The organism is Candidatus Acidulodesulfobacterium ferriphilum, assembly GCA_004195035.1.
Classification (GTDB): Bacteria; SZUA-79; SZUA-79; order Acidulodesulfobacterales; family Acidulodesulfobacteraceae; genus Acidulodesulfobacterium; species Acidulodesulfobacterium ferriphilum.
Map to the genome: position 1 here is coordinate 468,998 of SGBD01000001.1, position 18,120 is coordinate 487,117.

At 37.0% G+C, this 18,120-nt stretch carries 21 protein-coding genes; all 21 read right to left on the reverse strand.

Going from position 1 to position 18,120, the window contains the following annotated elements:
• Positions 1 to 47 precede the first annotated feature (47 nt).
• Complete coding sequence (gene rfbD / locus EVJ47_02330) at positions 48 to 914, reverse strand: dTDP-4-dehydrorhamnose reductase (GenBank protein ID RZD15129.1); 867 nt, start codon at positions 912 to 914, stop codon at positions 48 to 50.
• 9 nt (positions 915 to 923) lie between these two features.
• Positions 924 to 1,931 carry a dTDP-glucose 4,6-dehydratase gene (gene rfbB / locus EVJ47_02335; GenBank protein RZD15130.1) on the reverse strand — a complete coding sequence of 336 codons (1,008 nt, stop codon included), beginning with the start codon at positions 1,929 to 1,931 and terminating at the stop codon, positions 924 to 926.
• 21 nt (positions 1,932 to 1,952) lie between these two features.
• On the reverse strand, positions 1,953 to 4,226 hold the full coding sequence (locus EVJ47_02340) for an LPS-assembly protein LptD (GenBank protein ID RZD15131.1): 2,274 nt from the start codon (positions 4,224 to 4,226) through the stop codon (positions 1,953 to 1,955).
• Between the two features lie 18 nt (positions 4,227 to 4,244).
• A complete protein-coding gene (locus tag EVJ47_02345) occupies positions 4,245 to 5,537 on the reverse strand; it encodes a bifunctional folylpolyglutamate synthase/dihydrofolate synthase (protein ID RZD15132.1) in 1,293 nt (430 codons plus the stop codon).
• On the reverse strand, positions 5,530 to 6,369 hold the full coding sequence (locus EVJ47_02350; GenBank protein RZD15133.1) for an acetyl-CoA carboxylase carboxyltransferase subunit beta: 840 nt from the start codon (positions 6,367 to 6,369) through the stop codon (positions 5,530 to 5,532). Before EVJ47_02350 ends, EVJ47_02345 begins: the two co-directional genes overlap by 8 nt.
• A gap of 50 nt (positions 6,370 to 6,419) precedes the next feature.
• Entirely contained in the window at positions 6,420 to 7,214 is a 795-nt protein-coding gene (locus EVJ47_02355) for a tryptophan synthase subunit alpha (GenBank protein ID RZD15134.1), read from the reverse strand.
• A 75-nt stretch (positions 7,215 to 7,289) separates the two neighbouring features.
• Entirely contained in the window at positions 7,290 to 8,459 is a 1,170-nt protein-coding gene (gene trpB / locus EVJ47_02360; protein RZD15135.1) for a tryptophan synthase subunit beta, read from the reverse strand.
• Positions 8,446 to 9,156, reverse strand: coding sequence for a phosphoribosylanthranilate isomerase (locus tag EVJ47_02365; GenBank protein ID RZD15136.1), 711 nt, complete (start codon positions 9,154 to 9,156; stop codon positions 8,446 to 8,448). Before EVJ47_02365 ends, trpB begins: the two co-directional genes overlap by 14 nt.
• Positions 9,153 to 9,977: an indole-3-glycerol phosphate synthase TrpC gene (gene trpC / locus EVJ47_02370; GenBank protein ID RZD15137.1), complete on the reverse strand. Its 825-nt coding sequence runs from the start codon at positions 9,975 to 9,977 to the stop codon at positions 9,153 to 9,155. Before trpC ends, EVJ47_02365 begins: the two co-directional genes overlap by 4 nt.
• 43 nt (positions 9,978 to 10,020) lie before the next feature.
• Positions 10,021 to 11,052, reverse strand: a complete 1,032-nt coding sequence (trpD, locus tag EVJ47_02375; protein ID RZD15138.1) for an anthranilate phosphoribosyltransferase — start codon at positions 11,050 to 11,052, stop codon at positions 10,021 to 10,023.
• A gap of 15 nt (positions 11,053 to 11,067) precedes the next feature.
• Complete coding sequence (locus EVJ47_02380; protein ID RZD15139.1) at positions 11,068 to 11,634, reverse strand: aminodeoxychorismate/anthranilate synthase component II; 567 nt, start codon at positions 11,632 to 11,634, stop codon at positions 11,068 to 11,070.
• A gap of 5 nt (positions 11,635 to 11,639) precedes the next feature.
• Complete coding sequence (locus tag EVJ47_02385) at positions 11,640 to 13,172, reverse strand: anthranilate synthase component I family protein (protein ID RZD15140.1); 1,533 nt, start codon at positions 13,170 to 13,172, stop codon at positions 11,640 to 11,642.
• A gap of 238 nt (positions 13,173 to 13,410) precedes the next feature.
• Positions 13,411 to 13,776 (reverse strand): 50S ribosomal protein L17, encoded by a 366-nt coding sequence (locus tag EVJ47_02390; protein RZD15141.1) that lies wholly within the window; start codon positions 13,774 to 13,776, stop codon positions 13,411 to 13,413.
• 23 nt (positions 13,777 to 13,799) lie between these two features.
• Entirely contained in the window at positions 13,800 to 14,804 is a 1,005-nt protein-coding gene (locus EVJ47_02395; protein RZD15142.1) for a DNA-directed RNA polymerase subunit alpha, read from the reverse strand.
• A gap of 32 nt (positions 14,805 to 14,836) precedes the next feature.
• Positions 14,837 to 15,463 (reverse strand): 30S ribosomal protein S4, encoded by a 627-nt coding sequence (locus tag EVJ47_02400; GenBank protein RZD15143.1) that lies wholly within the window; start codon positions 15,461 to 15,463, stop codon positions 14,837 to 14,839.
• 26 nt (positions 15,464 to 15,489) lie between these two features.
• Entirely contained in the window at positions 15,490 to 15,885 is a 396-nt protein-coding gene (locus EVJ47_02405) for a 30S ribosomal protein S11 (GenBank protein ID RZD15144.1), read from the reverse strand.
• 36 nt (positions 15,886 to 15,921) lie between these two features.
• Positions 15,922 to 16,287: a 30S ribosomal protein S13 gene (locus EVJ47_02410; GenBank protein ID RZD15145.1), complete on the reverse strand. Its 366-nt coding sequence runs from the start codon at positions 16,285 to 16,287 to the stop codon at positions 15,922 to 15,924.
• A gap of 12 nt (positions 16,288 to 16,299) precedes the next feature.
• The gene (locus tag EVJ47_02415; GenBank protein RZD15146.1) at positions 16,300 to 16,413 is read right to left on the reverse strand and encodes a 50S ribosomal protein L36; all 114 of its coding nucleotides are present in this window, start codon (positions 16,411 to 16,413) and stop codon (positions 16,300 to 16,302) included.
• A 40-nt stretch (positions 16,414 to 16,453) separates the two neighbouring features.
• Positions 16,454 to 16,675 (reverse strand): translation initiation factor IF-1, encoded by a 222-nt coding sequence (locus EVJ47_02420; protein ID RZD15147.1) that lies wholly within the window; start codon positions 16,673 to 16,675, stop codon positions 16,454 to 16,456.
• Between the two features lie 11 nt (positions 16,676 to 16,686).
• Positions 16,687 to 17,427: a type I methionyl aminopeptidase gene (gene map / locus EVJ47_02425; protein RZD15148.1), complete on the reverse strand. Its 741-nt coding sequence runs from the start codon at positions 17,425 to 17,427 to the stop codon at positions 16,687 to 16,689.
• Positions 17,428 to 17,434: 7 nt separating this feature from the next.
• Positions 17,435 to 18,082 carry an adenylate kinase gene (locus EVJ47_02430; GenBank protein RZD15149.1) on the reverse strand — a complete coding sequence of 216 codons (648 nt, stop codon included), beginning with the start codon at positions 18,080 to 18,082 and terminating at the stop codon, positions 17,435 to 17,437.
• Positions 18,083 to 18,120: the final 38 nt, after the last annotated feature.

Consider the following 18,120-nt stretch of genomic DNA (forward strand, 5'->3'; position numbering starts at 1 on the left):
ATATTATATATCGGAAATTTGCTTTTTCAAGCCATAAGATTAACAGGCTATCTGATAAAATATCCTATATCGTTGCAGTATTTTTTGAGGGCATCCTTCCAGTGCCTGAGTTCGATATTATAATCTTCCTTAATCTTCGAGTTATCCAATATGCTATTAAAGGGTCTTTTTGCCGGTCTGATAAACTTATCCGTGCTTACCGGGATTATTTCACAATTTGTTCTCTTGAATACATGAATTATTTCGAGAGCAAATTCATACCATGAAGCCGAGCCGCTGTTAGTTAAATGGTATATTTCATTTTTTGAATTATCCTTAAGGATAATTTCGGATATTGCATAGGCCACATCCTTTGTGTATGTAGGACACCCTATCTGGTCGTTTACAACCTCTATTTTTTTTTGATTGTCGGCTAATTTCAGTATCGTGTTGACAAAATTCTTCCCATTTTTCCCGTATAGCCATGAAGTGCGCAGTATTATATAACTTGCTCCCGAATCTTTTACGGCATTCTCGCCTTTAAGTTTAGATAAACCGTATTCGTTTATCGGATTTGTTTCGTCATCTTCAAAATACGGCGTTTTTTTTGCTCCGTCAAACACATAATCTGTGCTTATATGTACTATTCTTGAGTCTAATGCCAGAGCCGCCTCGGCCAAATTTTGGGCGCCCAGATGATTAACGGCGTCCGCCTTTTCTTTTTCTTCTTCTGCCAAATCCACAAAGGCAAATGCGGCGCAGTTTATAATATAATCCGGCTTAAAATTATTCATCGCTTCCTGCGTCAGCCCTGCGTCCGTTATATCCAAATTTTTAGAATTATAATTTTTAAGCAGAAAATTAGTTCCTTTTAGCGCTGCATTGACATCGATACCCAGCATTCCGGTCGAACCTATAAGAGCGATCTTCAGCATTGCAAAACCTCATCTATAATCATACATTGTTTTATAGTATTCTTTATAATCTCCCGATAATATTTCTCTCCACCAATTTTCGTTATTCAGATACCAATTTATCGTTAACTCCAATCCTTTTTCTATATCATAATCAGGTAAAAATCCCAATTCACCGGCAATTTTGGAAAAATCCATGGCATACCGCCTGTCATGCCCGGGCCTGTCCTTAACATATTTTATTAAAGAAAATGGTTTATTAAGTTTATTCAGGATATGTTTTATGATACCTTCATTTTCCATCTCGGCACCGCCTCCGATGTTATATATCTCTCCAGCCTTACCATGCTCAAGAATAGAGTATATGCCCTTAACATGATCTAAAACATATATCCAATCCCTGATATTCTTTCCATCCCCGTAAAGCGGTATATCCTTATTATTTAATGCGTTTATAATGACAAGTGGGATTAATTTTTCCGGAAACTGATATGGTCCGTAATTATTTGAACATCTCGATATTAGAACAGGCATGTTATATGTATGAAAAAAGGACATTACCAGCATATCTGCGGCAGCTTTTGAGGCGGAATAAGGACTGCGAGGCGAAAGCGGGGTTTTTTCGCTGAATTTACCCGTCAAACCCAAAGAACCGTAAACCTCATCGGTCGAGATTTGCAAAAATCTCTCAACTGAGTGCTTAAGGGATAACTCCAATAAATTTAAAGTTCCCGCCGCATTAGTCTTAATAAAAACGGAAGGGTCCATAATTGACCTGTCCACATGGGATTCGGCGGCAAAATTGATTACATAATCTATGTTATTTTCATCAAAAACTTTTGATAATTCTAACTTATCGGCAATATCGATTTTGTAAAACTTGTAACTCCCTGGATTATCGGGAAGGTTTTTAGGATTGGCGGCATAAGTTATCTTATCTACATTAATAACCATAATATCTTTTTTTTCTTCCAAGACAAACCGTATAAAATTTGACCCGATAAATCCAAAACCGCCTGTTATAAGACATGTTTTCATAATAATTTTATTTAAACCTCCTTAAAAACTATTATTAAAGCTGGGGCCGCTCATCGACAAGCCTGAAGCGGCGGCGCCGGGCGAAATCATATTGCCGAAGCCATAGGTTCCGACACCTTTTAATATTATACCAAAAGAAAAAGCCCATTGATGAAAATATGGCAAATTCATATAATTGGCGATAAAGCCGATACAGCCGTTTTGATAAATTACTCCTACGGAGTTTGATATATCCTTATGTATGGTTAAATCTATATTTTCGGATGTATTTATGCTAAAACCGTATGCAATTTTTAAATTTGCGGATAAACTGGTATAAGAAAGCGTATCAAGATTTGTTATGGGAATTGATGTCTGCGGAAAAAGGTCTGCATTTGTCGAATTAAACATATTTAACGCCGTAAGATACCCCTGAACATCATTAATTTCCGTATATCCGATTCCAAAAGAGTCGCCTCTAAAATCCGTTATTTGAGAGCTGACATTATAATCGTGAAAAATGTAATTATAAGCGTCGTAGCTGCCGTTTCCAAAGAAATAAAGGTTTGAAAGCGGATGTATTTTTATCCTGGCCATTATATCGGAATTTGCATTGTTATAATTATAATAGTTTACTGGATTTATAAAATTTCCTGACAGGGAATGATACTGATAAAGGCTAAGCCTCAATAAATTGTTTATTCCATGCTCGGAATAGCCTTCCAGATTAAAATTAAATCCATATTTAAATGCGCTTTCATGCGGAATATAGTCGGTTTGGTCAATCAACGGAATGCCGGTCTGATTAACGGGCCTTATAAGGTTGTAATTTATAAAAGGTGTAATAAATGCCAAATATCCGGCATTATTTTTATTAGAAGTGATATAATTTTTAAAAAGCGTGGCGTTGTTATCTATGGAAGCGTAATAAATTTCCCTGTTTCTATTGGACTCTGAAATGGCTGTATAACCGTTTCTTATATTATAATATCCCGTATATCTAAACCCCGCTTTCGGGGTAATATGAATTCCGGGGGTGATATCTATCGGCAAATAAACCTCTGGAAACAAATCTAACCTGTCGTCATTCAGATAGCTTGCACTTCTAAAAACATCTAAAGACGAGCCGAAATTGAAATATAAAGGGTTGTTCAATAAATTCCCGATTTTGGACTCCCCGTTAAAACTAATGGAGGGATATTCGTCAACCGTCGCATAATTTGGAAAAAATAGATTATCGAGCCTTAAGAAATTCATTCTTGCGGAATAGCCGCCTGTGTTGCCTGTAACCGAAAAATTGGATGAAAGCCTGTTTTTTGTCATCTGATAAACATTCGTTGAAAAATCATAATAAAACGCCGGGTCGGACGGAACATTAATATTGGTTTTAACCGACAGTCCATCCAGAAAATCTACATTATGCGAGAAAAGCAGGTATCTTGTGAGGCTTGGCGACAGGGCGAGGCTTTTCGCGTTATCCATCTCTTTCATATAAAATCCGTAAATAGAGCCATGAGAATATGGATTAAGGCTATACCTGTACTTTAGTGAATTGCCGACGCCCAAAAAGCTGTAATAGTTAAGATAATAGGTTAAATCCGAAGACCTGCCCAGATCAAAATAGTATCCGTCGCCGGCTTGAAACCCCGTAAGAGAGCTATAGCCCATTGTAGGAATCAAAAGCCCCGAAGACTTTTTCGTCTTAATGGGCGTAACCATAATGGGAAAGTACAAAATGGGGACATTATGAATATAAAAAACCGAGTTGTAAGAAAAAGCATAGTTGCCCATGTAGATATCCGAAAATCCGGAGTATATTTTCCATGAAGGAGGTTTTCTGGAGCAGGAAGTCAAATAACCGTCCTCAACCTGATAAAACCCCTTACCCCTGTGATAAATTTTCTTCCCGTAAACATATATGTTTCTTTTAAGATAATGTATATGGGAGTTATATATAGTACCGAATCTATTGCTTAAATATACTTTTAGTATTTTGGCTTTCGTCAGAGTGCCTTTTGAGTAAACGACCACATTACCGGTGGCGATAGCAAAATCGGTTTTATAATAGTATATGACCTTATCGGCTTTTAAGCGAAAATTTTTCCGAATTATTATCACATTACCGGTGATAATATAGGTATTATCCTTTTTATTATAAACTATCTTGTTTGCAGAGATATTGACAGGCAAGTTTGCTTGATTATTTTTGGGTTTCCGGGCGGCGAACGATGCTTTGATATTAGAAATATATAAAATAGAAATGACGCAAAGAAGAAGTAGGGTTATTTTCATATAACCTGCAATTAGCTTTTTCATAAATTTAAATTCATATATCTAATTAAGAACTATTCGTTTGAATTCCCCTATTAAATAAAGCGAACCGCAAATGAGTATTAAATCATTTTTTTCTTTATATTTAAAAGCTAAATCTAACCCCTCTTTTATATTTTTTGAGCAAAAAGTATTTTTAAAATAATTATGTTCTTTAGACGCCGACTCCAGTTCTTTTATATCTTTTGCCCTATCCATATTCAAATCCGTGAAAATTATAGACCCGTTTAAAGCCGACAGCCTCCTTAACATCGTTTTATAATCTTTATCTTTCATGACGGCAAAAATGATAACGAATTTGCTATTTTTAAATCCTCTTTGCAAAGATATGACAAGGTTTTTAATCCCTTCAGGATTGTGCGCCCCGTCTAAAATCAAATCGTAATTTTTATATTTTATTATCTCGAACCTTCCCTCGTTATTAAACTTGGATATGCCTGTTTTAATTAGATTCTTTTTAATTTTTAGCCCTAAAATATCCTTATAATTATTATAAATAATTTCTAATGATAAAAGGGCAAGCCCTAAATTATATTTTTGATACCACGCCTGATTATGTAATTTTATACCCTTTAATATTAATTTTAAGCCGCTATAATTATAAAGATTTTTTATTTTATAAAGTTTTACCTGACAGGTAGAAAAAAACGGAACATCTAAGCTTAAGGCGCGTTCTTTTATAACCCCTTTTATTTTTGTTTTTTTTTCGCCCGTTGCGACAAACGACCCCTTTTTGACAATCCCTGCCTTGTCGATAGCAATCTTTTTTAAAGAATTTCCTAAAATATCCTTATGATCCATCGATATGTTTGTAATTACCGAAAGAAGCGGTTTTTTAATTACATTAGTCGCGTCTAACTTTCCGCCGAGACCTGCCTCTATTATAGCTATATCGACATGCTGCTCCTCGAAATATTTAAAGCATACCGCCGTAGTAAGTTCAAAAAACGAAGGTTCGCCTAATTTCTCAAATTCTTTATTGTTTAAAATAATTTTTTTAAAAAAAAGGTTAAGTCTTTCCAGATCGTAATCATCTATTTTTCTGTCTCCTATTATTATTCTTTCGTTAAAACTTACAAGATGAGGCGAAGTATAAAGACCGGTTTTTAAGCCATGCTCCTTTAATATTGCGTACATAAACCTGCTTACCGAACCCTTACCGTTAGTTCCCGTTATATGTATTATTTTTAGTCTTTCCTGGGGATTGCCTGCATAACTCAGTAAGGCTGTTATTCGTTCAAGTCCTAAATTTATAATAAAGCCGCTTTTGTCGTGCAGCGCATCAAATTTACTCATTTACAAGAAGAAGCAACAGATTTTTTAGCGTATTTTTAATATCTTTTCTTTCGACTATCATGTCTATCATTCCGTGTTCCAAAAGATACTCGGATCTTTGGAATCCCTCAGGAAGACTTTGATGTATAGTTTTTTCGATAACCCTTGGACCTGCAAACCCTATTAATGCCTTAGGTTCCGCAATTATAACATCGCCTAAGCTTGCAAAGCTTGCCGATACGCCGCCGGTTGTGGGGTCGGTTACGACAGATATATAGGGAAGGGAAACCTTTTGAAATTCCGAAACAAAAGCAACGGTTTTAGCCATTTGCATCAGCGAAAAAATCCCTTCCTGCATTCTGGCGCCGCCTGAGGAGGAGAAAATTATTACGGGAAGTTTTTTTTGGATGGCGTATTCAAAAGTCTTTGCTATTTTCTCTCCAACAACCCTGCCCATCGAACCGCCCATAAAATTAAAATCAAAAAGGGTAGCCGCTACCCTTATTTTATCTATAGTTCCTTCTCCCGAAATAACCGCATCCGACAGTCCGGTTTTTTTGCTGTCTTCCTTAAGCCTATCCCTGTATTTTTTTGTGTCCGTAAAATCAAGCAAATCTTGCGGCGTAATATCTTCAAAAAGGCTTTTAAAACTGCCTTCATCGAATGTTATATTAATCCTTCTGTCCGCATTAATCCTAAAATGATAATTACATTTTGGGCAAACCTCGAGATTTCTTTCAAGCTCTTTTTTGTAAATAATCTCGCTGCAGCTCGGGCATTTTATCCATAAACCTTCAGGTATCGCCAGCTTTCCCTGTTCTTTCTTTCCGTTTTTAGGCTTAAATAAAAGCATAATATAATAATAAAGTATAAATTAGATAAATTATTTACAGAAAAATTCAATTATGAAAGGCTTGACCCGATATTGGATGAAAATTCGGCTATTTCTTTTAAAATCCTTGATTTATCATTAATATTATTTTCTATAAACTGAATAATTTTTGATCCGATTATGACGGCATCGGCATATTCGCTTATTTCTATTACCTGTTCTTTAGTGGAGATTCCAAAACCTATTCCTACGGGAATATCGCTTATCTTCTTAATCTCTTCCACTTTGGAGCGAATAGCCGCGGACAGGGTTTCTCTTGCCCCCGTGACTCCGGTCACGCTGACATAATAAACAAATCCCTTAGCATAGGACAGAATATACCTCATTCTATCAATATCGGTCGTCGGCGCAAGCAAGAAAATCTGGTATATATCCTTTTTCTTAATATATTTGGTAAATTCACCGCTCTCTTCCGGCGGTAAATCCACGATTAAAACGCCGTCAACTCCCGCGTTAGCCGCACCTGTCGCAAATTTAGGCCCTAAGACAAAAACAGGGTTGTAATATGTGAAAAAAATAACGGGTATGTCCCGATAAGCCTTAAGCCTTTTTATAAAATCAAAGGCATCCTGCATTGAAATTATGTTTTTTAATGCCCTTTCGTATGATTTTTGTATAACCTTTCCGTCCGCCATAGGGTCGGAAAAAGGAAATCCTAACTCAATCATATCCGCCCCGTTATTTACCAATGTTTTAGCTATTTCGAACGATGTTTCGATGTCGGGGTCTCCTATGGAAATAAAAGGTATAAAAGCTGTTCTGTTTGCGGCCTTAAGTTTATTAAAAAAAGTATCGATTTTGTTCATTTTTATTATTTATTTATATCCCGTGCCGGAATGGCATTGTCCCAACCCGCTTCAGCGGGAATCCATGTTTTAAATTTATTTAGATAAAATATAGTCGGAGACCGTGTGCATATCTTTATCGCCCCTGCCCGAAAGATTTATAATAACCGATTTTCCTTTTATCCCGCTTTTAATTTTTTCCAAATATGCAATAGCATGCGCGCTTTCTAACGCAGGAATAATGCCTTCCAATTTACAGAGCATTTGAAAAGCCGAAACCGCTTCTTCGTCTGTTACGCTGTCAAAAATAATTCTTTTTTTATCGGCAAAATAGCTGTGTTCGGGGCCGACGCCCGGATAATCCAGTCCTGCCGCAATTGAGTGCGCCTCTTTTATTCTGCCGAATTCATCCTGAAGCAGATAAGTTTTGTTTCCATGCAATACCCCCGGAGTTCCGCCCGAAATGGATGCCGCATGCATTCCTGTTTCTATTCCCAAACCGCCGGCTTCAATGCCGTACATTTTAACCTTATCATATTTCATAAACGGGTAAAACATCCCCATGGCATTGCTCCCCCCGCCTATACAGGCTATCATAATATCGGGAAGCTTTTTAATCTGCTTTAAAATTTCTTTCCCTATAACCGATTGAAAATCTCTTACTATTTGAGGATAAGGGTGGGGTCCAGCAACGGTTCCGATCATATAATAAGTATTTTTTACATTTGCAATCCAGTCTCTTAACGCCTCATTCATGGCATCTTTAAGTGTTTGAGAACCTGATTCCACAGGATTAACATGCGCCCCTAAAAGTTCCATTCTAAAAACATTCTGCTCCTGCCTTTCAATATCCTTTTTTCCCATGAATATCTCACATTCAAGATCAAAAAGGGCACAGACGGTGGCCGTTGCAACGCCGTGCTGACCTGCCCCCGTTTCGGCAATAATTCTCTTTTTCCCCATCTTTACCGCAAGTAAAGCCTGACCGATCGTGTTATTAATTTTATGGGCTCCCGTATGGTTTAAATCTTCCCTTTTAAGGTAAATTTCAGATTTATAAATATCCGAAAGCCTTTTCGCATAAAATAAGGGGCTCGGCCTTCCGACATAATTTTTTAAATAATAGTTAAACTCTTTTTTAAAACTATTATCTTTTCGAATCTTTTTATAAAATTCTTCAAGTTCGATTATCGCGGGCATCAATGTCTCGGATATATACCTTCCGCCGTAATCGCCAAAATGCCCCATATTATCAGGCAATTTCATATACTGCTCCTTTAAAATTATCAAAAAAACTGCTCATTTTTTTATAATCTTTTTTCCCGGGGAACTCCTCGATTTTCGAAGAAAGATCAAAACCGTAAGGCATTACGGTTTCCGTAATATACTTTATATTATCAGGACCTATTCCTCCCGCTATAACCATGGAACTTAAATCAAGATTTTTTATAAGATTTAAGTCAAACGGCAAACCCGTCCCTCCGTAAATGCCTCCGCCTGCGTAAGTATCTAAAAGTATATTAACGCCCGCATTTTTATAATAATAAATCTTTTCGATATCGGCTTCATCTTTTATATGAACAGCTTTAAGAATTCTGTTTTTGTCTAAATTTAAATCTTCGATATAACCGGTTGACTCCGTGCCCGATAGCTGAACGATATCGATGCCTAAATCATTAACGATGGTTTTAATCTTTTCCTGTTCTTCATCGACAAAAACACCTGCAATAACAATATCCCGGTTAACCCTTAAAAATTCTTTAGAAAATTTTTCTTTAGTTTTATGCAAAGCGCCGATAATCTCTTTTGCCTTTTCGGGAATTATACCTCTTTTTGATTTGTCGTAAAATATAAAACCTATGCTGTCTGCGCCCAGCCTTACGGCTTCTTCGGCATCATCAAGGTTAGTTATCCCGCATATTTTTATCTTTGGAATATTTTGCATTTTTAACTTAAACCTCATAAATAACTGTTTATCGTGTATGGCAATAAAAGGTCTTTTAATTTTTTCAACGCGTCATCCGAGGTAACGAGGGCTTCGCCTATAAGAAAAGAATTAATCCCTCTTTTCATCAGCATTTCGATGTCCCCCCTTCCGCTAATACCGCTTTCTGCAACGATCAGCTTGCCAGGGGGTATTTTCTCCGCAATCCTTGCCGTTTTAAATAAATCGGTTTTGAATGTCAGAAGGTCCCTGCTGTTAATCCCTATAATCTCCGCATTATATTTCATTGCTATATCAAGCTCCTCATCATTTGAGATTTCGGTAAGAACTTCTAAGGAAAGTTCCCGGGCAAGAGAAAGGAGATTTTTATATTGTTCGGAGGACAATGCTTTAATAATTAAAAGAATTGCATCCGCCCCTATTATTTTAGACTCAAAAACTTGAATTTCATCGATAATAAAATCTTTTCTTAAAATAGGAAGATGAACCGCATTCCTGACTTTTAATATATCCGAAGGACTGCCCATAAAAAACGTCTTATCGGTTAAAACGGAAATGGCGCTTGCCCCGGCTTTTTCGTAAACCCCTGCAATTTCATCAGGTTTAAAATCGCGAATCAAAACCCCTTTTGACGGGGAAGCCTTCTTTACTTCCGCGATTATGCTGCAAATCCGGTAAGACACAGCTTCTCCGTTAGATCTCGGCTTTAAGGCTTTTTTTAAACTTCTTAATCCATAAAAGGCTTGATAAGCTTGGGCTTTGTATTCGGGCTCGTTTATAGAAGCTTTAAATTTTTCTACCTCTTTTGTTTTTTCTTTTAATATACCGTCTAAAATCATATTATTATCCAGTTGTTAATACTGCATTTCAACCATTATTTCATTATTTATTGGAAATTTCAATCAGGTTTTGTAAAGATTTCATTGCCCTTCCGGACAGGATAGAATACCTTGCCGCATCAAGCGCTTCATTTAAGTTGCCCGCTTTCCCCGAAACCAAAATAGCAAATCCTGCATTTAAAAGCGCTATATCGGCCTTAGGGCCAGGATTACCGCTGATAATATCATATATAATTTTCGCATTTTCGGCAACCGAAAATGATTGAAATACGGTCTGCTCAGAAAAATCAAATCCATATTCTTTCGGATTGAATTCAAAATGTCTTATATCGCCGGAGTTTAATTCGTAAATATCCGTAATGGACGAAAGGCTGACCTCATCTATTCCATCCCTGCCATATACGACAAAAGCCCTTTCGGTATTTAATAATCTCAAAACTTCGACAATTTTTTCCGCTAAATTTTTAGAGTATGCCCCAATAATTTGTTTTTTAGCTCCGAATGGATTAGTCAGGGGCCCCAATATGTTAAATATGGTTTTAAATCCTAATTCTTTTCTTGCCGGGGCCGCAAATTTCATTGCCGTATGGAAGTTTGGCGCAAATAAAAAACCGATATTTGCATATTCTATGGATTTCAAAACCTTTTGCGGGTCCATAAAAATGTTTACGCCCAACTCTTTTAAAACATCGGCGCTGCCGGACTTCGAGGAAACACCGTAGTTTCCGTGTTTTGCTATTTTAACCCCTGCCCCTGCGGCAATCAATGCAGCGCAGGTAGAAATATTAAAAGTATTTTTGCAATCCCCGCCTGTCCCGCATGTATCTACTAATTCTAATTGGATAGAATTCTCCAATGGTATTGGAAGAACATTTTCTCTCATAGCATTTGCCGCTCCGGCTATCTCCCCGACATTTTCTCCTTTTATTTTAAGGGATGTCAAAAAAGAGCCGATTTGCGCGTTTGTGAACTCGCCGTTTAAAATCATATTAAAAGCTTTATAAGATTCGCCTTTACTTAAAGCAGCGTTATTAGCAACTCTATCCAGTATAGTTTTAATAAAATTTTCTTCCATTTTTAGCCCGTAAAATTATATAGATAAGAAATTGTTAATTATTTGCTTGCCATAAGCCGTAAGAACAGACTCGGGATGAAACTGAACCCCGTATGTCTTATAGCCTTTAAGCTCGATACCCATAATCTCGCCGTCATCCTCGCTTGTTGCAGTAATATTTATAATGTCCGGAAGTTTTTCTTTTTTTATAATAAGCGAGTGATACCTTGTGGCTTCAAACGGATTTGGTATATCTTTGTAAATAATAGACGAATCGTGTTTGATAGACGAAACCTTTCCGTGCATTATATTTTTGGCGCGGACTATTTCTGCCCCAAAGGCATAGCCGATAGCCTGATGACCGAGGCAAACGCCTAATATTGGGATTTTGTCATAAAAATTTTTAATAATATCGACAGTGATTCCCGCTTCAAGCGGGGATTTTGGCCCAGGCGATATAATAATTTTCTCGGGATTCATCTTTTTAACCGACGAAACATCGATAGCGTCATTTCTAAAAACAGCCGCTTCGAACCCCAATTCGCCCACATATTGAACTATATTATAAGTAAACGAATCATAATTATCTATAATTAATATCATAAACTCTAATTAAGTCTATTTACAAGATTAAATGCCGCTATCAAGTGCTTTAATTTATTTTCCGTTTCCATAAATTCATTTTCGGGCGTGGAATCATATACTATTCCGCCTGCCGCCTGAATGTATGCGGCATCTTCCTTAAATAACGCCGTTCTAATCGTTATGCAAAATTCCATTTTTTGACATCTGTTATCTTCTAAAAACCCGAAATATCCAACTCCCCCCGCATAAACACCCCTTTTTGAGTCTTCAAGCTCATTGATTATTTCCATTGCCCTAACTTTTGGAGCGCCGGTTACCGTACCTGCAGGATATGTCGCCCTGATTAAATCAAATCCGTCCTTGCCGTTTTCTATTTCCGAAACCACGCTTGTAACTATATGTTGAACATGGGAATATTTTTCGATATACATAAGCCTTTCGACTTTAACGGTTCCTTTTTTAGAAACCCTTCCGATGTCGTTTCTCCCTAAATCCACAAGCATGATATGTTCCGCCCGTTCTTTCTGGTCGTTTAATAGTTTAACCGCAAGGTAATCGTCCTCGGCGGGATTTTCCCCCCGCTTAATTGTTCCCGCTATAGGTCTGGTTTCGATGAAACCTCCGGCGACTTTTACTAAGTTTTCCGGCGAAGAACCTACAATGGCAAAATCTTTAATTTTAAGATAAAACATATACGGGGAAGGATTGACAAGCCTTAGCGCCCGATAAAAAAGGAACGGGGGCGGCGGATTTAAGATTTTTTTCCTTCTGGATACCTGCACCTGAAATATATCCCCGCGCAGAATGTACTCTTTGGCCATTAAAACCTTTTGCTTATATTCGTCAAAATCTATTTCATCGATAATCTTAATATCAAATTTTTTACCTGCACCGACAGTACCTGCATCCGTTCCTACCCCCCTTTTTTTAATCAAAGAGGTTATTTCATTTATTCTATTTAATGAGGACTCATATGCTTCTTTAAGATTCCGCTGTTCTAAATTATCTTTAAATAAAAACGATACTACCATGATAATTTGAGTTAAAGAGTCATAAATTATAATATCCCGGGGGAGCATAAAAAAAAGATCGTAAACATCCGTAATATCTGCTTTATGAGGGGGAAGTTTTTCGATAAGACTGCTTATCTCGTAACTTAAATAGCCGAATAAACCCCCCGTAAAAGCTTCGGGCAGGTCTTTTCCATATAGCCTAAAGTTAGACAGGATTTTTTTTAAATATGAAAATATATCTTCGTTTAAGTCTTTGAGATTAATAGTTTCGGGAAACTTAAGACTTGAACCGCCAAAATTGTCAATGCTTAACACATCTTTATACAGGCTGATGGTCAAAAATGGGTTTAAGCATATAAATGAATATCTTCCCCAACGACCCACACCTTCGGCGCTTTCAAAAAAAAATGCGTATGATTCTTTATAAAAGGAAGAAAATATGGATATCGGGGTATCCATATCCCCGCTTATTTCTTGTATTACGGGGATTACATTAAATGTGTCCGGTATATTTAAAATATCCTCAAAACTTGTGATAGGCATAACAGTGATGATTATATCATACTTTTAATCTTTATTATAGTTTGTTGCCTATCTTTAATCCTGCATTAAAAATTACATTATATACTCAAAAGCTATGTTAAATCTGGATTCCCGCTTTCGCGGGAATGACGACTGTTGGGTTAAAACCTTAATCCCGCATAGTCATTCCCGCGAAAGCGGGAATCCAGAAAATAAAATTTCTAATGCTGGATTAAAGCCTATGAACAATTTTGTAAGACTATTTTTCTTCTTTCACGACAAATTCTATAAAACCCATAGGACTTAAATCTCCGGACCTAAAACCTGTTTTTATAATCCTGACATATCCTCCCGGCCTATCTTTATATCTCGGCCCCAACTCTTTAAAAAGCTTAGTAGTAGCCCCTTTACTCCTAAGCCTTGAAAATGCAAGCCTTCTTTTGGCAACGGAATCTATTTTACCTATTGTAATAAGTTTTTCCACATAACTTCTCAGGACCTTTGCCTTCGGCAAAGTGGTCTCAATCCTTTCATGTTCTATAAGAGAGGACGCCATATTTCTTAAGAGCGAGGTTCTATGTGAAGATGTTCTGTTTAACCTGGTTTTAATTTTCCTGTGACGCATTGCATACCCCTATTTATAATAAATTATTTCTCTTGTTTTTGGATACTTACATTGTCAAGTTTCATTCCAAAATTTAAACCCATTGTGGACAAAACCTCTTTTATCTCATTAAGAGATTTTCTTCCGAAATTCTTTGTTCTAAGCATTTCTCCCTCGGTTTTTTGAACCAGCTCATAAATGGTTTTTATATTGGCGTTTTTTAGACAATTTGCGGATCTAACCGAAAGTTCAAGCTCATCGACATTTTTAAAAAGATTTTCGTTTATCTGATTTTCTTTAGGTTTTTCGTTTTCGAATTGCGGTTTTTTTTCAATTAACTGCTCCATTTCCTCGAAGGCGACAAAAACCGAAATCTGTTCCTGTAAAATCAAAGCCGATTCGTTAAGCGCATCCTCAGGAGTAATAAATCCATTGGTATATATCTCCATTACAAGTTTATCATAGTCCGTTATTCCGCCGACTCTTGCGTAAGATACATCCATTGTAACCTTTTTAATCGGGGAATAAGCCACATCTAAGGTTATCGTTCCAATCGGCGCGTCCTCCCGCGTATTGAGTTCGCTCGGCACATACCCTCTTCCGCCCCTGACAAGCATCTCGGCTTTAAAATGGCCGCCCTTTGCTATCCTTAATATCTTTTTTTCTTTATTGACAACTTCAATATTTTGAGATGTTTTTATATCCGAAGCATAAACATCTCCTTCCCTATCTATGTCAAGATATACTAATTCAGGCTCGCCTGTGGTCATGTTAAAATCAATATCCTTTAAATTTAAAATAATTTCCGAGACATCTTCCACAATACCAGGAACAGGTGAAAATTCATGGGATATGCCGTCTATTTTAACCTCCGATATCTTATAGCCGACTATCGAAGACAAAAGAACCCTCCTGAGTGAATTACCAACGGTAACTCCAAACCCTCTTTCTAAAGGTTCGACTACTAATTTTCCATAATAATCCGTGTATGTTTCTTTTTCAAACTCGATTTTTTTTGGCTTAATAAGCGAAAGCCAATTTTTTTTCATATTGCCTCCAAAATTTTTTATTAGGCGTCTGTCTATTTAGAATAAAGCTCGACTATAAGTTTCTCGTTAGCTGTCGAGATAATTTCGTCTCTTTCTGGAATGCTCTTTATCACGCCTTTATATGCGTCCTTATCAAGTTCGAAATATCCGGGGCGCATCTTTCTCACAGAAGACTCCAATGAACTATTGATAAGATCGCATTTTCTACTCTTTTCGCATACCATAACTTCATCGCCAGGCTTTAAAACATATGAAGGAATATTTACCTTTCTTCCGTTAACCGTAAAATGCCCGTGGGCAACCAAAAGTCTTGCTAATTTCCTTGAATTTGCAAATCCAAAAGCATAAACCGCATTATCAAGCCTTCTTTCCAATAAAGACAGCAAATTTTCACCGGTTATTCCTTTCATTTTTTCACCGGTTCTATATGTTTTTTTAAATTGCCTTTCTAAAAGTCCATATGTTCTCTTTAATTTCTGTTTTTCCCTTAATTGCTCCCCGTACTCCGATAATTTTCTCCTGGCGCCTTTATGTTCGCCTGGAGCATATTCTCTTTTATCATATGAACATTTATCGGAATAACATCTGTCACCTTTTAAAAAGAGCTTTGCCCCTTCTCTTCTGCAGATTTTGCAAACGGCATCGTTATATTTAGCCACATTTCACCTCGTAAATTTTTATATTGTCACACCCTTCTCCTTTTCGGAGGCCTGCATCCGTTATGCGGTATAGGCGTTACATCTTTAATCATTGTAATGTTAAAACCGGAACTTTGAAGAGCTCTAAGAGCCGATTCCCTTCCTCCTCCCGGACCTTTAATGAATACTTCGATATTGGAAACCCCGTAATCTGATACTTTTTTAGCCACCTGTTCGGCTGCAACCTGTCCCGCATAAGGGGTGCTTTTCCTGGAGCCCTTAAATCCGCTTGTTCCCGCGCTAGACCATGCAAGGACATTGCCACTTAAATCGGTTATGCAAACAATCGTGTTGTTAAATGTCGATTTTATGTGAGCAATTGCATTTTGAATATTTTTCTTTTCTTTTTTCTTTTTTACTATATTTTTTTTTGTATTTGCCATTTATACCTCTTAAAAATAAAATCGTTATTAAAAAAGTTATTTGCCTGAGGTTGTAGATTTCCTCGGTCCTTTTCTTGTTCTGGCATTAGTTTTTGTTCTCTGTCCCCTTACGGGCAATCCTCTTTTATGCCTGAGACCCCTGTAGCTCCCGATATCGATTAACCTTTTTATATTCATCTGGACTTCCCTTCTTAAATCACCCTCAACCTTATATTCACCGTCAATTATTTGCCTTATGAGGTTAACCTGGACATCAGTCAAATCTTTTGCCTTTAAATCCGGGCTGATATCAGCTTTTTCTAAAATTCTTTTCGACAATGATCTCCCCAGCCCAAAAATATAAGTTAAGGCAATTTCGATTCTTTTATCCTTTGGCAGGTCAATTCCTGAAATTCTGGCCATTTTTCCTCCTTATTAACCTTGACGCTGTTTATGTTTTGGATTTTCACAAATTATTCTTACAACGCCCTTTCTCTTTACAACCTTGCATTTATCGCATATTTTTTTAACCGAAGATCTGACTTTCAATTTTAAACTCCTTTATAATTTCCTTTTACTTTTATTTTATTTACTTACTTCTAAATATAATTCGTCCCCGGGTTAAATCATAAGGTGAAAGCTGAACGGTCACTTTATCGCCGGGAAGAATTTTAATATAATGCATGCGCATTTTCCCTGATATGTGAGCTAATACCTTATGTCCATTTTCGAGTTCAACCCTAAACATTGCATTGGGCAACGGTTCCACAACCGTTCCTTCGACCTCTATCAAATCTTCCTTGCTTGCCATTAAGTTTTTCCTTATGTTAAGATTTGCGGACCTTCTTTTGTTATGGCAACTGTATGTTCGAAGTGCGCCGATAGGCCTTTATCCCGCGTAACAACTGTCCATCCGTTCTTCTTAACTTTAACTTTATAACCAAATTCGTTTACCATGGGCTCAATCGCTATAACCAACCCTTCTTCCAGTAATATATCGTTATCTTTAATATAATAATTGGGAACCTGGGGGTCTTCGTGCAATTTAAATCCAACCCCATGCCCCACAAAGTCTCTCACAACCGCAAAATTATTTTTCACGACATATTCTTCGATTATCCTTGAAATATCGTTAAGTTTATTCCCCGGTACAGCCTTAGATATTCCAAGATTTAATGCCTCTTTGGTTATTTCCATCAGCTTTAAGGCTTTATTTGAAATATCCCCAACCGAAACGGTAATGGCGGCGTCGGCATAGTAATCTTTGTAATACGATCCAAAATCGATACTTACGATATCACCTTCTCTAAGCCTTCTTTTTGACGGAAACCCGTGAACGACTTCTTCATTAACCGAAACGCATACCGAATAAGGAAATCCGTTATATCCTTTAAATGCCGGCACGGCATTCATAGAAAATGCAATCTCTTCGCAGACGCTGTTATACTCCATTGTTGCAATTCCCGGCTTAGTAATGCTCGATAGTTCATTAAGCACTTTTCTGACAATTATCCCTGCATTCCTTATTCCTTCAATATCAACTTCACTTTTAAGGTTTATCATTTAATACTTATATATTCGAAATAATCTCACCCTCAACTTCTTTAGGCGTTCTTTCACCGTTAATTTTAGTAATTCTGCCGCCCTTCTCAAAATAATCGACTAACGGTTGGGTCGATTTGTGGTAAACTTCCAATCTTTTCTTAATTACATCTATTTTGTCGTCGTCTCTGACGATAAGAGATACATTGCAATCGTCGCATAACTCGTCATGTTTCGGAGGATTATACTTCATGTGATAAACCTTTTTACATTTAGGGCATATCCTCCTGTTAGTGAGCCTTTCATAAATTGCTTCATCTTTCACATCTATATAAATTACCTTGTCAACATCCAGATTAAATTCTTTCAGCATCTCGCTCAAAAGGGTATTCTGCGCTAAATCTCTTGGAAACCCGTCAAATAAAAACCCGTTTCTGCCGATATTTTGTTTAATATTGGCTTTTATCATACGGGCAACTAATTCGGTGGGAACAAGTTCCCCTTTATCCATGTACGATTTCGCGGTAATTCCAAGTTCGGTCTTTTTTTCCACATTTTCTCTTAAAAGGTCGCCTGTGGAAATAAGAACAAAATCCTTTAAATTTGCAATATTTTTAGCCTGAGTTCCCTTGCCCGCCCCTGGAGGACCGATTAAAATAAAAATCCTGCTCTTCATTTTTCACCTCAAATTGAAATTATTAATTTTCATACGCC

Bases quoted from the DNA above. Each gene is read 5' to 3' on its own strand.
- rfbD (RZD15129.1), bottom strand. From the start codon at position 914: ATGCTGAAGATCGCTCTTATAGGTTCGACCGGAATGCTGGGTATCGAT.
- rfbB (RZD15130.1), bottom strand. From the start codon at position 1,931: ATGAAAACATGTCTTATAACAGGCGGTTTTGGATTTATCGGGTCAAAT.
- EVJ47_02340 (RZD15131.1), bottom strand. From the start codon at position 4,226: ATGAAAAAGCTAATTGCAGGTTATATGAAAATAACCCTACTTCTTCTT.
- EVJ47_02345 (RZD15132.1), bottom strand. From the start codon at position 5,537: ATGAGTAAATTTGATGCGCTGCACGACAAAAGCGGCTTTATTATAAAT.
- EVJ47_02350 (RZD15133.1), bottom strand. From the start codon at position 6,369: ATGCTTTTATTTAAGCCTAAAAACGGAAAGAAAGAACAGGGAAAGCTG.
- EVJ47_02355 (RZD15134.1), bottom strand. From the start codon at position 7,214: ATGAACAAAATCGATACTTTTTTTAATAAACTTAAGGCCGCAAACAGA.
- trpB (RZD15135.1), bottom strand. From the start codon at position 8,459: ATGAAATTGCCTGATAATATGGGGCATTTTGGCGATTACGGCGGAAGG.
- EVJ47_02365 (RZD15136.1), bottom strand. From the start codon at position 9,156: ATGAGGTTTAAGTTAAAAATGCAAAATATTCCAAAGATAAAAATATGC.
- trpC (RZD15137.1), bottom strand. From the start codon at position 9,977: ATGATTTTAGACGGTATATTAAAAGAAAAAACAAAAGAGGTAGAAAAA.
- trpD (RZD15138.1), bottom strand. From the start codon at position 11,052: ATGGAAGAAAATTTTATTAAAACTATACTGGATAGAGTTGCTAATAAC.
- EVJ47_02380 (RZD15139.1), bottom strand. From the start codon at position 11,634: ATGATATTAATTATAGATAATTATGATTCGTTTACTTATAATATAGTT.
- EVJ47_02385 (RZD15140.1), bottom strand. From the start codon at position 13,172: ATGCCTATCACAAGTTTTGAGGATATTTTAAATATACCGGACACATTT.
- EVJ47_02390 (RZD15141.1), bottom strand. From the start codon at position 13,776: ATGCGTCACAGGAAAATTAAAACCAGGTTAAACAGAACATCTTCACAT.
- EVJ47_02395 (RZD15142.1), bottom strand. From the start codon at position 14,804: ATGAAAAAAAATTGGCTTTCGCTTATTAAGCCAAAAAAAATCGAGTTT.
- EVJ47_02405 (RZD15144.1), bottom strand. From the start codon at position 15,885: ATGGCAAATACAAAAAAAAATATAGTAAAAAAGAAAAAAGAAAAGAAA.
- EVJ47_02410 (RZD15145.1), bottom strand. From the start codon at position 16,287: ATGGCCAGAATTTCAGGAATTGACCTGCCAAAGGATAAAAGAATCGAA.
- EVJ47_02420 (RZD15147.1), bottom strand. From the start codon at position 16,675: ATGGCAAGCAAGGAAGATTTGATAGAGGTCGAAGGAACGGTTGTGGAA.
- map (RZD15148.1), bottom strand. From the start codon at position 17,427: ATGATAAACCTTAAAAGTGAAGTTGATATTGAAGGAATAAGGAATGCA.
- EVJ47_02430 (RZD15149.1), bottom strand. From the start codon at position 18,082: ATGAAGAGCAGGATTTTTATTTTAATCGGTCCTCCAGGGGCGGGCAAG.